Annotated in this window: 12 protein-coding genes and 3 tRNA genes; 2 read left to right on the top strand and 13 right to left on the bottom strand. The window is 60.0% G+C overall.

What is annotated here, in order from left to right; translation table 11 throughout:
• Positions 1–171: 171 nt before the first annotated feature.
• The 10 genes from rpoB to J2046_RS33835 form a co-directional block, all read right to left on the bottom strand.
• Positions 172–4,311 (bottom strand): DNA-directed RNA polymerase subunit beta, encoded by a 4,140-nt coding sequence (gene rpoB, locus J2046_RS13695; protein ID WP_210052613.1) that lies wholly within the window; start codon positions 4,309–4,311, stop codon positions 172–174.
• Between the two features lie 253 nt (positions 4,312–4,564).
• A complete protein-coding gene (rplL, locus tag J2046_RS13690; protein ID WP_210052611.1) occupies positions 4,565–4,948 on the bottom strand; it encodes a 50S ribosomal protein L7/L12 in 384 nt (127 codons plus the stop codon).
• Positions 4,949–5,005: 57 nt separating this feature from the next.
• Positions 5,006–5,524: a 50S ribosomal protein L10 gene (rplJ, locus tag J2046_RS13685; RefSeq protein WP_210052609.1), complete on the bottom strand. Its 519-nt coding sequence runs from the start codon at positions 5,522–5,524 to the stop codon at positions 5,006–5,008.
• A 342-nt stretch (positions 5,525–5,866) separates the two neighbouring features.
• Positions 5,867–6,562 carry a 50S ribosomal protein L1 gene (gene rplA, locus J2046_RS13680; protein ID WP_210052607.1) on the bottom strand — a complete coding sequence of 232 codons (696 nt, stop codon included), beginning with the start codon at positions 6,560–6,562 and terminating at the stop codon, positions 5,867–5,869.
• A gap of 1 nt (position 6,563) precedes the next feature.
• The gene (gene rplK / locus J2046_RS13675) at positions 6,564–6,995 is read right to left on the bottom strand and encodes a 50S ribosomal protein L11 (protein ID WP_037151064.1); all 432 of its coding nucleotides are present in this window, start codon (positions 6,993–6,995) and stop codon (positions 6,564–6,566) included.
• 178 nt (positions 6,996–7,173) lie between these two features.
• Complete coding sequence (gene nusG / locus J2046_RS13670; protein ID WP_037151067.1) at positions 7,174–7,704, bottom strand: transcription termination/antitermination protein NusG; 531 nt, start codon at positions 7,702–7,704, stop codon at positions 7,174–7,176.
• Between the two features lie 16 nt (positions 7,705–7,720).
• Complete coding sequence (gene secE, locus J2046_RS13665) at positions 7,721–7,921, bottom strand: preprotein translocase subunit SecE (protein ID WP_037151073.1); 201 nt, start codon at positions 7,919–7,921, stop codon at positions 7,721–7,723.
• Between the two features lie 199 nt (positions 7,922–8,120).
• A tRNA-Trp gene (locus J2046_RS13660) sits at positions 8,121–8,196 on the bottom strand.
• Between the two features lie 113 nt (positions 8,197–8,309).
• Positions 8,310–9,704 (bottom strand): capsule biosynthesis protein, encoded by a 1,395-nt coding sequence (locus tag J2046_RS13655; protein WP_210052605.1) that lies wholly within the window; start codon positions 9,702–9,704, stop codon positions 8,310–8,312.
• On the bottom strand, positions 9,701–10,078 hold the full coding sequence (locus J2046_RS33835; protein ID WP_233469748.1) for a hypothetical protein: 378 nt from the start codon (positions 10,076–10,078) through the stop codon (positions 9,701–9,703). Before J2046_RS33835 ends, J2046_RS13655 begins: the two co-directional genes overlap by 4 nt.
• Positions 10,079–10,096: 18 nt before the next feature.
• Between J2046_RS33835 and J2046_RS13650 the strand changes: the two genes are divergently transcribed.
• A complete protein-coding gene (locus J2046_RS13650; protein WP_233469747.1) occupies positions 10,097–11,167 on the top strand; it encodes a capsular biosynthesis protein in 1,071 nt (356 codons plus the stop codon).
• A gap of 95 nt (positions 11,168–11,262) precedes the next feature.
• Here the strand turns inward: J2046_RS13650 and tuf are convergent, their stop codons facing one another.
• The 3 genes from tuf to J2046_RS13635 form a co-directional block, all read right to left on the bottom strand.
• Positions 11,263–12,438, bottom strand: a complete 1,176-nt coding sequence (tuf, locus tag J2046_RS13645; RefSeq protein WP_210052601.1) for an elongation factor Tu — start codon at positions 12,436–12,438, stop codon at positions 11,263–11,265.
• A gap of 267 nt (positions 12,439–12,705) precedes the next feature.
• Positions 12,706–12,779, bottom strand: a tRNA-Gly gene (locus J2046_RS13640).
• Between the two features lie 25 nt (positions 12,780–12,804).
• A tRNA-Tyr gene (locus tag J2046_RS13635) sits at positions 12,805–12,889 on the bottom strand.
• A gap of 205 nt (positions 12,890–13,094) precedes the next feature.
• On the opposite strand from J2046_RS13635, the gene rlmB reads away from it, so the two are divergent.
• On the top strand, positions 13,095–14,003 hold the full coding sequence (gene rlmB / locus J2046_RS13630; RefSeq protein WP_210052599.1) for a 23S rRNA (guanosine(2251)-2'-O)-methyltransferase RlmB: 909 nt from the start codon (positions 13,095–13,097) through the stop codon (positions 14,001–14,003).
• Positions 14,004–14,008 lie beyond the last annotated feature (5 nt).

Below are 14,008 nucleotides of genomic sequence, written 5' to 3'. Positions count from 1 at the left end.
TCGGCTTGCGATCGGGTCTGTCCAAACTCCCAGGCCCTATTTCCGGGGATGGCAGTCCGATGCTTTAAGTAGTCGTAGCCGCTGAATGCGGCGAAAGTTTCCCGATCCTGCCGGCGGGGACCAGCGGCGGGAGCGGCGCGCGCCAATTCAAGCGCGCGCCTTCTCTTGTTGTTACTCGGCTGCGTCGGGCAGTTGCTGGCCGCCATCCGCCTGCTCGACCTTCGAATTCTCGAGCTCCACGGACAGGCCCAGCGAGCGCATTTCCTTGACGAGAACGTTGAAGCTCTCCGGAATGCCCGCCTCGAACGTGTCGTCGCCACGGACGATCGCTTCGTAGACCTTGGTACGACCCGCCACGTCGTCCGACTTCACGGTCAGCATTTCCTGCAGGGTGTAGGCGGCGCCGTAGGCTTCCAGAGCCCAGACTTCCATTTCCCCGAAGCGCTGGCCACCGAACTGCGCCTTACCGCCCAGCGGCTGCTGGGTGACGAGCGAGTACGGACCGATCGAACGCGCGTGGATCTTGTCGTCCACAAGGTGGTTCAGCTTGATCATGTACATGTAGCCGACGGTGACCTTGCGGTCGAAAGCTTCGCCCGTGCGGCCGTCGTACAGGACCGACTGACCCGACGAATGCAGACCGGCCTTGGTCAGCATGGCAGCAACGTCCGGTTCATGCGCGCCGTCGAAGACCGGCGTCGCGATCGAAACGCCGCGCTTCGACTGCTCGGCAAGCTTTACCAGCGACTCGTCGTCAAAATTGGCGACTTCGTTCTTGGCTTCGCTGGCATACACGTCCGTCAGCTCGCGCTTCAGGTCGGTGATATCCATCGTCTTGCGATATTCTTCGAGCAGCTCGCCGATCTTCTTGCCCATGCCTGCGCATGCCCATGCGAGATGGGTTTCAAGGATCTGACCGACGTTCATGCGCGAAGGCACGCCAAGCGGGTTCAAGCAGATGTCGACATGCGTACCGTCTTCGAGGAATGGCATATCCTCGACCGGCACAATACGCGACACAACGCCCTTGTTTCCGTGACGGCCGGCCATCTTGTCGCCCGGCTGGATCTTGCGCTTCACCGCGACGAAGACCTTGACCATCTTCATGACACCCGGAGGCATTTCGTCGCCGCGCTGGACCTTCTCGACCTTGTCCATGAAGCGCTGTTCAAGGCGCGACTTGGATTCGTCGTACTGAGCGCGCAGCGCTTCGATCTCGCCCTGGACCTTTTCGTCCTCGACGGCGAACATCCACCACTGCGAGCGCGGGTACTCCGAGATCACGGCATTCGAAAGCTCGACGCCCTTCTTGAAGCCCTTCGGGCCGGCAACCGACATCTGCCCACGCAGCATGTCTGTCAGACGACCATAGACGTTGCGGTCCAGGATCGCCTGTTCGTCGTCCCGGTCCTTGGCGAGACGCTCGATCTCCTCGCGCTCGATCGCCATCGCACGTTCGTCCTTCTCCACGCCGTGGCGGTTGAAGACGCGAACTTCGACGACCGTACCGAACGTGCCCGGCGGCATGCGCATGGAGGTGTCACGAACGTCAGAGGCCTTTTCGCCGAAGATGGCGCGCAGAAGCTTTTCTTCCGGCGTCATCGGGCTTTCGCCCTTCGGGGTGATCTTGCCGACGAGAATGTCGCCCGGCTGGACTTCGGCGCCGATATAGACGATTCCCGCTTCGTCGAGATTCTTCAGCGCTTCTTCCGAAACATTCGGAATGTCGCGCGTGATTTCTTCAGGACCAAGCTTGGTGTCACGGGCCATCACCTCGAATTCCTCGATGTGGATGGACGTGAACACATCGTCGGCAACGATGCGTTCCGACATCAGGATCGAGTCTTCGTAGTTGTAGCCGTTCCACGGCATGAACGCGACGAGCGCGTTACGACCGAGAGCCAAGTCACCAAGATCGGTCGACGGACCGTCGGCAATGATGTCACCCTTGTTCAGAACGTCGCCGACGGCGACCAGCGGACGCTGGTTGACGCAGGTGTTCTGGTTCGAACGCTGGAACTTCTGCAGACGGTAGATATCGACACCGGACTTCGATGGATCGAGGTCCTCGGTGGCACGGATAACGATACGGGTCGCATCGACCTGGTCGACCACGCCGCCACGACGGGCGGCGATCGCAGCGCCGGAATCGCGGGCGACGACCGGCTCCATACCGGTGCCGACAAACGGAGCTTCGGCGCGTACCAGCGGCACGGCCTGACGCTGCATGTTCGAACCCATGAGAGCGCGGTTGGCGTCGTCGTTTTCCAGGAACGGAATCAGTGCGGCAGCCACCGAAACGAGCTGCTTCGGCGAAACGTCCATCAGGTTGATGTTGTCGCGCGGAGCCAGCATCACTTCGCCGGCATGACGGCAAACGACGAACTCTTCAGCAAAGGTGCCGTCATCGTTCATCGGCGCGTTCGCCTGCGCGACGTAATACTTCGCCTCTTCCATGGCGGAGAGGTAAAGCACGTCGTTGGTGACCTTGCCGTCGACGATCTTGCGATACGGGCTTTCGATGAATCCGTACTTGTTGACGCGGGCGAAGGTGGCCAGCGAGTTGATCAGACCGATGTTCGGGCCTTCCGGCGTCTCGATCGGGCAAATGCGGCCGTAGTGGGTCGGGTGAACGTCGCGGACTTCGAAGCCTGCGCGCTCACGGGTCAGACCACCCGGGCCAAGGGCCGAGAGACGGCGCTTGTGGGTGATTTCCGACAACGGGTTCACCTGGTCCATGAACTGCGACAGCTGCGAGGAACCGAAGAATTCGCGAACGGCAGCCGCCGCAGGCTTCGCATTGATCAGATCCTGCGGCATGACGGTATCGATCTCGATCGACGACATGCGCTCCTTGATGGCGCGCTCCATGCGCAGCAGACCCAGGCGATACTGGTTCTCCATGAGCTCGCCGACCGAACGGACACGGCGGTTGCCGAGGTTGTCGATGTCGTCGATCTCGCCCTTGCCGTCGCGCAGTTCGACCAGCATCTTGACCACGGCCAGGATGTCTTCCTTGCGCAGCGTGCGGACCGTGTCCTCGACTTCGAGGTCAAGACGCATGTTCATCTTCACGCGGCCGACGGCGGAGAGGTCGTAACGCTCCGCATCGAAGAACAGCGAGTTGAACATGGCTTCCGCCGATTCCATGGTCGGCGGCTCACCCGGACGCATGACGCGGTAAATATCGAACAGAGCGTCCTGGCGGTTCTCGTTCTTGTCGGCGGCGAGCGTATTGCGGATATAGGCTCCGACATTGATGTGGTCGATGCCGAGGATCGGGATCTCGTCGAAACCTGCGTTCAGGATGACCGGCAGCGTCTTCTCGTCGATCTCGTCGCCAGCTTCCAGGTAGATCTCACCGGTTTCCAGGTTGACAATGTCTTCGGCAAGATAGGTGCCATAGAGATCGTCATTGGTCGCCTTCAGCGCCTTCAGGCCCTTTTCGGAGAGCTGACGGAGCAGACGCGGGGTGAGCTTTTTGCCGGCCTCGACAACCACTTCGCCGGTGTCGGCGTCGATCATGTCGGAAAGAGCCTTCGCGCCCTTCAAGGTGTCCGGATGGAACGGAATCCGCCAGCCCTCGCCGTCGCGCTCATAGGAGGACTTCGTGTAGAAGGTTGACAGAATGTCTTCACCGTCCATGCCGAGCGCCATCAAGAGCGACGTCACGGGGATCTTGCGGCGGCGGTCGATACGGGCGAACACGATGTCCTTGGCGTCGAACTCGATGTCGAGCCAGGAACCGCGATAGGGGATAACGCGGGCAGCAAAGAGCAGCTTGCCGGAAGAATGGCTCTTGCCCTTGTCGTGGTCGAAGAAGACGCCCGGCGAGCGGTGCATCTGCGACACAATCACGCGTTCGGTGCCGTTGACGATGAACGTACCGTTGTCGGTCATCAGCGGCATGTCGCCCATGTAGACGGACTGTTCCTTGATGTCCTTGATGGACTTCGCGCCGGTATCCTCGTCGATATCGAACACGATGAGACGCAGCGTCACCTTGAGAGGCGCAGCATAGGTCAGGTCGCGCTGGCGGCATTCTTCCACGTCGAACTTCGGCGGTTCGAATTCGTAGGACACGAATTCCAGCATGGAGGCACCGGAAAAATCGGTGATCGGAAAGACCGACCTGAAGACGGCGTTCAGACCTTCGTCCGGGCGGCCGCCCTTCGGTTCGTCGACCATGAGGAACTGGTCATAGGATGCCTTCTGAACCTCGATGAGGTTCGGCATCTCTGTGACTTCGGGGATTTTTCCAAAAAACTTGCGTACGCGCCTGCGACCATTAAACGAAAGGGTCTGAGCCATCGTCGCTCCTTCAAAATTGCATCCGGGCCTGCAACGGACGGGGTTCGCTGGCCAGTCGATCCCGTCGATCAATGGGTATTCCCAATCTCGTCCCACTTCCCGAACACGCCAGGCCGGATTGCCTTCTCGGTTCGGTTCGGGACCATCCTCTTGAGAACCCATTACCCAAGAACCGTTTTCGCGGCTCTTGGGTAATCAGTTCGGAGGAAATCGGCGGGAGAGGAGAGGTCCCCTCTCCCGCCGCATTCCGGTATTACTTGACGTCGACCTTGGCGCCGGCATCCTCAAGCTTCTTCTTGAGGTCTGCGGCTTCAGCCTTGGAGACGGCTTCCTTGACAGCCTTCGGAGCGCCTTCGACGAGGTCCTTGGCTTCCTTCAGGCCGAGGCCGGTGATAGCGCGGACTTCCTTGATGACGTTGATCTTGTTGGCGCCGGCATCCGTGAGGATGACGTCGAACTCGGTCTTTTCTTCTTCAGCCGGAGCAGCAGCACCGCCGGCAGCGCCGCCAGCAGCAGCAACCGCTACGGGAGCTGCAGCGGAAACGCCCCACTTTTCTTCGAGCATCTTGGAAAGCTCAGCAGCTTCCAGGACGGTGAGAGAGGAGAGGTCTTCTACGATCTTTGCGAGATCAGCCATTTTCTAGTTCCTTTTGTTCGGTTCGAACTGGTTTGATATGAACAGCGAAAAACCGCCTCAAGCGGCTTCGTCCTTCTTGGCATACGCCGAAAGCACGCGGGCAAGCTGAGCTGCCGGTGCCTGAACGACGCCTGCGATGCGGGTAGCCGGGGTCTGGATCATGCCCAGCAGCTTCGCACGCAGCTCGTCCAGCGAAGGCAGGGTCGCAAGCGACTTGACACCTTCCGCGTTGAGCGTGGCCGATCCCATGGCACCGCCGAGAACAACGAGCTTGTCGTTGGTCTTGGCGAAATCCGAGACGACCTTCGGAGCGACGACCGGGTCATTGCTGTAAGCAATGAGCGTCTGACCCTTGAACAGGTCCGACATCCCTTCCGACTCCGTGCCCTGAAGAGCGATCTTGGCCAGGCGGTTCTTCGCGACTTTGACGGTGCCGCCAGCAGCGCGCATCTTCGAACGGAAGTCGTTCATCTGCGCAACTGTGACACCAGCATAGTGGGCCACGACAACCGAACCGGAAGCCTTGAAGACTTCGTTCAGCTCCGTGACGAATTCGCGTTTTTCCGCTCTTTCCACTGTCTGTCTCCAGTAGGTAGGACCGCAATCCTGCAGGCCCCACCGGGTTTGCCTTTGCCTCAAGGGATCCTTCTTCTCGGACCCCAAGGGCGCTTGAGGATCCTGTCCCCTCGCACTGTCCCCTTTCGGGTTCCAGGCACAAGGCACACTAGGCTCGAACCGAACTCGAAAGGCGCCCAGGCGCCCTTCCAAAACTCGTGTTCTTACCCGTCTCATGCAGGCAAAGTGATTAAGGTCGAAACCACCTGCAATCTCGGACAGGAATTCCGGATTTCTCCGGAAATTCCCGGCCCCGAAGGGCCGGGAATTCATGTAGCCGAGACCGAAGCCCCGGCGAATGCTTTAGACCGTTACCGTCGACGGGTCGATCTTGACGCCTGGCCCCATGGTCGAGGAAATCGCCACGCGCTTGACGTAGTTGCCCTTCGCGCCAGCCGGCTTCGCCTTGATGACCGCATCGGCGAAAGCCTTGATGTTCTCTTCCAGAGCCTTGGCGTCGAACGAAGCCTTGCCGACGCCGGCATGGATGATACCAGCCTTCTCGACGCGGAACTCGACAGCACCACCCTTGGACGCCTTGACGGCACCAGTGACGTCCATCGTAACCGTGCCGACCTTCGGGTTCGGCATCATGCCACGGGGGCCGAGCACCTTACCCAGACGACCGACGAGCGGCATCATATCCGGGGTCGCGATGCAGCGATCGAAGTCGATCTTGCCGCCCTGGACGATTTCAACGAGGTCTTCGGCACCGACGACGTCAGCGCCGGCAGCCTTGGCTTCGTCAGCCTTGGCGCCACGGGCAAAGACGGCAACGCGAACGTCACGGCCGGTGCCGTTCGGCAGATTGACCACGCCGCGAACCATCTGGTCGGCATGACGCGGGTCGACGCCGAGATTCATGGCGATTTCAACGGTCTCGTCGAACTTTGCAGTGGCACGGTCCTTCACCATCTTGATGGCGTCGGTCAGGGCAACGAGCTTGGTCGGATCAACGCCTTCGCGGATCTTCTGAATACGCTTTGCAAGCTTTGCCATGTTAAGCCACCACTTCCAGGCCCATGGAGCGGGCAGAGCCCTCGACCATTGCCATTGCGCCTTCGACGTCGGCCGCATTCAGATCCTTCATCTTGCCTTCGGCAATTGCGCGGACCTGCGCCTTGGTGATCGTACCGACCTTCGCACCCTTGCCCGGAGTCTTCGAGCCAGAGGTGATCTTTGCTTCCTTCTTCAGCCAGTAGGTGACCGGCGGCTGCTTCATTGCGAAGGTGAAGGACTTGTCCTGGTAATAGGTGATGACGACCGGGATCGGCATACCCTTTTCCATTTCCTGCGTGGCGGCATTGAACGCCTTGCAGAATTCCATGATGTTGATGCCACGCTGACCAAGCGCCGGGCCGATTGGCGGGGACGGGTTTGCCGATCCTGCCTTGACCTGCAGCTTGAGCTGGCCCGCTACTTTCTTAGCCATTTCTCTCTGCCTTTCGTTATGGGCCAGTTGCCCGGCCCGACATGCCGGGCTCGCCCGGCGGCTGCGGTTGCGTGGTTCGGTCGAGGCACCCGGCTAAAGGCGCCACCCCTCCCACGCGCTTACGGCACACGCCGCTCGAAGCCCGCCACGCAAATGGCAAGCCCCAATTCGAAACTCATCAGACCTTTTCGACCTGACCGTATTCCAGCTCGACCGGGGTCGCGCGACCAAAGATCGAGACCTCCACCTTAAGGCGGGAACGCTCCTCGTCGACATCCTGAACGATGCCATTGAACGATGCGAATGGACCATCCGAGACGCGAACCTGCTCGCCGATCTCGAAGCTGATAGAGGACTTCGGCCGCTCGACGCCTTCCTGTACCTGGCCCAGGATGCGCTCAGCCTCGAAATCCGGAATCGGAACCGGCTTGTTGTCAGAACCCAGGAAGCCGGTAACCTTTGGCGTATTCTTGATGAGGTGATAAGCCTCGTCGGTCAGGTTCGCACGGACCAAAACATAGCCAGGGAAGAACTTGCGCTCGGAATCGACCTTGCGGCCGCGGCGAACTTCCACGACCTTCTCGGTCGGCACAAGGATCTTTTCGAACAGATGCTCAAGCCCCTTCTGGCGAGCCTTGTTCTCGATATCCTCGGCAACCTTCTTCTCAAAATTCGAATATGCGTGGACGATGTACCAACGCGCCGCCATCTTCACTCTCCAAGAATCAAACGCTGACGTTCAGGATCAAACGTAACAACCAGCCCATCAGCTGATCTGCAGCGAAGAAAAACAGCGCAGCGAAAATGACCATAACCAGCACCATAGCCGTGGAGATCATAGTCTCGCGACGAGACGGCCAATGGATTTTCGACGCCTCGGAGCGCACTTGGCGCAGAAACGTGACAGGATTGGTTTTGGATGCCATCGATTGCCCACGCAATTACGGCGCGTAAAGCTGACCTCGCTCAGCCCCACGCACCGCGTGTCTGTTTTGAACCCTACATAAACACCCCTTCCCCTTTACACAAGAGGGAAAACAGTGCCCGATGAAATTTTGCCGCTTTGGGCGGCAACCATTTCCAAACAATCCCGCTGCGGATGTTCCGCGCCAATCGCCTTGGAAATGGCAGGGGCAGAGGGGCTCGAACCCCCGACCTGCGGTTTTGGAGACCGCCGCTCTACCAACTGAGCTATACCCCTTCAGCCAGGACGGATCGCGGAATTTCAAGGTCCGGTTCCCGCCAGCAGGCCCGGCGCTCCCTTTAAGGGGATGCGTCACGCTTTGCAAGAGCGTTTTTGAATATCCCTGCGCTCTATCTCAGCTTTCTGTTGCTGACGTCGGAAGCTTCGGTAAATCGCGCAAGAGAAAGCGCCTGCCCTCCCCCGGCCGCGAGAATTTCCTTGCCCGGCAGATCGTAGCCGCTCGACCCTGTCACTGATGATTGCGCCCCCCTTTCGGGCAGCAGCGGGAGACGCCGCCAGGAAAGACGCGGCGGCCTTTCCACATAAGCGTCGGGCTGATTGACCAGTCCGCCGGAAACGCGGGCGATGATTGCCTCGATAGCCAGCTTGCGGCCGGCCTTGTGATAGAAATTGCCCTTCACCTGCACACTGCCGGCCAGGGCCTTGATGAAATCGGCAAGAAGCCGCTTATCGATCGGCTCCGGGTGGCGCCAGAAACTGTCAAGACCTCCCTGGTGGGTCAGGCCAGGTACGTCATAGACGGCGGCGCCGAGCGCAATGGTCGGAATGCCCGCCCGCAGGCTGTGCAAGCCCGTCGTGGAATTGACGACGACCACACCGTGACTATCCCGAAGGATCGTCGACAGATTGCCCTTCTCGATGAAGGTCACCCTGCCCTGCACGCGGTGACGTTCCGCAAGACGGGCAACGACCTTACGCCACCCCTCCAGATCGTTATCCAGAGGATGCTGCTTGACGACCAGCCGGCCATTTTCGGGTGCATGACGCGCGAAGGATTGAATGACCTGTTCCAGCATCTGTGACAGGTGCCGGTAAGGCGAATTTGCGCGGATCTGGTAATCGCTCTGGAGCTGCAGGGCGAGAAGATAGTTCTTCTTCAATTTGTCTTCGAAGAAACCTTCCGGCAGGTCGTGGCGTGCCCTGAACATGCGCGGCACCCACGAGAGGTAGTCGAAAATCGGATCATAATATTTGTCTGCGCGGTAGAACGGAAACATCAGCCGACCGAAATAGGCCGCAAGGTTATAGACGACTTCGTTGGTCGCCTCCTGACCGAAGGTGTGGCCGTAAAGGGCATGCAGATCTGGTGTATCCACTTGCGCCGCGATGCGCCTGATATGATCTGGATCATTCGGGAAATGAGAGAATCGCCCCATGCCATTCCGCTCGACCGTGATCCAGTCTGGCCTCAGATAGCCGAATTCCACCGCATGACAACGGATACCGAGCTTGCGGCCGATACGCGCCGCCAGGCGATGATAGGGAAGCCGATCGGCGTAGTAGAGGATGTCGGTAATCCCTTCACGGCGAATCATATCCGCGAGATAGCGCGGCCAGGCCCGCAAGGTCCCGCGATAATTGATCGCGCCCCGCTTGCGCCAGTAAAGCTGGTCGCCGGCCGAAAAGTTCACCCGCTTCGTTTCAATGCCCTGCGCCTCGAACCCATCAGCCAGCTCGCGCCAGAAAATCGATGGAGGCCCCTGCAGAAAGAGAACTTTGGTCATTCGGTAGCCATTGCTGCTGGAGACTCCATTACGCGCAGGACTCGTTTATAAGCAATTTCAATTGCGGAATTTGTCGATAAGAATGCAAAGGCTATTTTGACCAAGGCAGTTCCTCCGTCAATGCCATACCGAAAGTCCCCGATCGCTTCCACAGGTTGCGCAACATGACGCCACGCACTTTCCTGTTCCTGCAGGGACCCGCCTCGCCGTTCCTCCACCTGCTGGCGGAAGCGATTGAAAAACAAGGCGCTTCCGTCCGAAAGATCAGCTTCTGCCTCGGGGATGTGGTGTTTTGGTGGCCAAAGGAAAGTAACTTCTTTCGCGGACGGGCAACCGAATGGCCAGTGTATCTTAATTGCTACATCCGCGATCATGATGTCACGGACCTCGTGATGCTCGGCGACGGGCGGCCCGCCCATGCGGTTGCCGCGGAGATTGGCACAAGAGAGGGGCTTCGCGTCCATATTCTCGAACACGGCTATCTCAGGCCCGATTGGCTGACGATCGAACCGGACGGCATGTCGGCCCATTCGCGATTTCCGCGAGAGCCGCGCGAAATCGAGGCGCTGGCTGCGAACGAGCCTGCCGTTTCACCAGGAGGCCTCTACAGATCGAGCTTCCTCACCTATGCTCTTTACGACCTTGCCTTCCATATCCCGAACGTCGTTCTGGGCTGGCTGGTTCACCCCCATTACCGGACGCATGGGCCTGTCCATCCGCTGGTCGAATATAGCGGCTGGATCCTGAAGGCCTTGACCGGCCGCACACGCAGGCAGGAAGCGGAAAAGACAATCGCGGCTTGCCTGGCTCCCGGTACCGATGGGGGTACAAGCTTCTTCCTGTTTCCGTTGCAACTGCCCGGCGATTACCAGATCCGCCGGCATGCACCGGGCGGCGACCTCTTCAGGCTCGTCGACGCGGCCATCCTGTCCTTCGCGCGACATGCGCCAGCCGGAAGCCGGTTGCTGTTCAAGGTTCATCCGATCGACAACGGCCTGTCGCGCTGGCCCGATCGGATCGGCATGACCGCCGAGCGACACGGTGTGGCCGGGCGCGTGTTCGTCGCGGACGGCGGAGATACGGATGCGCTGATCAAAAAATCCACCGGCGTCGTGACAGTCAATTCCACCGTGGGGCTGACGGCACTTTCGGCGGGAAAGCCGGTTATCGCGCTGGGCTCGGCGATCTACGACGTGCCGGGCCTGACCTTTCAGGACAGCCTTGCCGCCTTCTGGCAAAGGCCGTCGCCGCCGGACCCGGAGCTATTCGACGCATTCACCCGAGCCCTTGCTGCGACCACACAGGTTCGCGGCGGCTTCATCGGCAGGCAGGCGATCCGTGCCGGCGTCGAGAATGTGGCGAGCCGGCTGATGGAGACCGAGGACAGGCTTCCCCTCGCCTTCCGCAAGCCGCGCGACGTCGCCCGCTTCCGTTATGAGAGCGAACTCTTCACAACCGCCTGACACAGGGTAAACCAACGGATTGATCGCGGTGCAGCCTCAAACGCAAAAGGCCCTGCCGTTGCCGGCAGGGCCTTTAAATTCAAGCTGATCCAAGATCACTCGACGATGGATGCGACGATGCCGGCGCCGACGGTGCGGCCGCCTTCGCGGATGGCGAAGCGCAGCTTCTCTTCCATCGCGATCGGCACGATCAGCTCCACGTCGACCGTCACGTTGTCGCCCGGCATCACCATTTCCGTGCCTTCCGGCAGCGTCACGATGCCCGTCACGTCCGTCGTGCGGAAGTAGAACTGCGGACGGTAGTTGGTGAAGAACGGCGTATGACGGCCACCCTCTTCCTTCGTCAGGATGTAGGCTTCCGCCTTGAACTTCTTGTGCGGCTTCACAGAACCCGGCTTGCACAGAATCTGGCCGCGCTCGACGCCGTTGCGGTCGACACCGCGCAGCAGCGCACCGATGTTGTCGCCGGCCTGGCCCTGGTCGAGCAGCTTGCGGAACATCTCGACGCCCGTGCAGGTCGTCTTCGTCGTCGGACGGATGCCGACGATCTCGACTTCCTCGCCGACCTTGATGATGCCACGCTCGACGCGGCCCGTCACAACCGTACCGCGGCCCGAGATCGAGAACACGTCTTCGATCGGCATCAGGAACGGCTGGTCGATCGGACGCTCCGGCGTCGGGATGTATGAGTCAACCGCAGCCATCAGCTCGCGGATCGCGTCTTCGCCGATCTTCTTGTCGCTGTCTTCAAGCGCGGCAAGCGCCGAACCCTTGATGATCGGGATGTCGTCGCCCGGGAAGTCGTAAGACGACAGAAGTTCGCGAACTTCCAGCTCGACCAGCTCGAGGAGCTCGGCGTCGTCAACCTGGTCCACCTTGTTCAGGAACACAACGATCGCCGGTACGCCAACCTGGCGGGCCAGCAGGATGTGTTCGCGCGTCTGCGGCATCGGGCCGTCGGCAGCCGAAACAACCAGGATCGCGCCGTCCATCTGCGCAGCACCGGTGATCATGTTCTTCACATAGTCGGCGTGGCCGGGGCAGTCGACGTGCGCATAGTGGCGGGCAGGCGTCTCGTATTCAACGTGCGCCGTCGAGATCGTGATCCCGCGCGCCTTCTCTTCCGGCGCGGCGTCGATCTGGTCATAAGCCTTGAACTCGCCGAAATACTTCGTAATCGCTGCCGTCAACGACGTCTTACCATGGTCAACGTGACCAATCGTGCCAATGTTGACGTGCGGCTTATTCCGCTCAAACTTGCTCTTTGCCATTGAATGCTTCCTGTGAACATAAGAGGTGAACCCGGCGCCCGGGTTTGGTGTCGCCGTTTAAGGCTTTCCATAAGAATGCGCAAGACATAATTGCGACGCACGGCCGGACAAGGGGAACACGAAAAATCCCGGCAGAACTGCCTCAGGATCTGGCGATACCGCAACGTCGTTCAGGATGCCACATGACAACCGACATTGCCGCCCGGAAAAGCGGGCGTCATGGCCTGACAAAACAACCGCACCTAAAAGGAGGCATGGGAGAAAATATGGAGCGGGTAGCGGGAATCGAACCCGCGTATTCAGCTTGGAAGGCTGCTGCTCTACCATTGAGCTATACCCGCGGGGTGGTCCGATCCGGCGACAGAATGGTGGAGGGAGTTGGATTTGAACCAACGTAGGCTGAGCCAACGGATTTACAGTCCGTCCCCTTTAACCACTCGGGCATCCCTCCAGTTTTCCGTCTGGATCTACTGACCAAGCTCGTCAGATCGAGGTGCTTTCGGTGCCCCGCGATCTGCGCCGCGTATATGACTGCCCCGCTCCCGTCTGTCAACACGAGGTTTTTGGAAAAATGACGAAAAAAATACACCGCTGTGCACAGGGACCTCGACCACGTGGGGGCTTTGCCGGACGGATCGGCGTCGCTATAAAGCACCATGAGCAAGGACAATAAACAAGACAAATCCGGCCGCGACAGCCATTACGCCACGCTGAGGCGCGCCGTGCGCGACGCCAAGCGCGAACGCGGCGAAATCCCGACGCCGCCGCAGAGGCGGCAGAAATCCAACAAGGACTGGAAGCCGCCGCAGCTTCAGGCGGATCAGGTCTTTCTTTACGGCCTGCATACCGTGCGCGCCGCGCTCGACAACCCCGAGCGTGAACTGATCAAGCTGTCGGTAACACAGAACGCGTTCGCTCGTCTCGACATCGGCGAAGCGCCGGCCCTTCCCTTCCCGGTCGAATTCGTCTCGCCGCAGGATATCGACAGGATCCTTGGCCCGGAGGCCATCCATCAGGGCGTCATGCTGGAAACCCGGCCTCTGCCGCTTCGCCGGCTGGAGGCGCTGAAGGATAGCCCGCTGCTTCTCGTTCTCGACCAGGTGACCGACCCGCACAACGTCGGCGCGATCATGCGTTCGGCCGTAGCCTTCGGTGCTGGCGCGGTGATCACCACCCAGAGACATAGCCCGACCGAATCCGGCGTCCTCGCCAAATCGGCGTCCGGCGCGCTTGAACTCATACCTTATATACAGGTGACCAACCTTGCCGATGCGATCGGCGAGCTGCACCAGATCGGCTTCCGGACGATTGGGCTCGATTCGGAAGGCCCGGCTCCGCTTGAAGACACATTTGTCGGCGACCGTATTGCACTTGTGCTTGGCTCGGAAGGCAAGGGATTGCGCCAGAAGACCCGCGAGACCGTGTCGGCGCTCGCTAGGCTCGACATGCCCGGCGCAATCAAATCACTGAACGTCTCCAATGCTGCAGCGATCGCCCTTTATGCCACACGCCAGCACCTCGTCCGACTGTCCCTGAATGTTTCAAGCGATTCGAGGGCATCGTGATGTCC

The organism is Neorhizobium petrolearium (genome assembly GCF_017873175.1).
Taxonomy (GTDB): Bacteria; Pseudomonadota; Alphaproteobacteria; order Rhizobiales; family Rhizobiaceae; genus Neorhizobium; species Neorhizobium petrolearium.
This window is presented reverse-complemented; position numbering and strand designations above follow the sequence as displayed.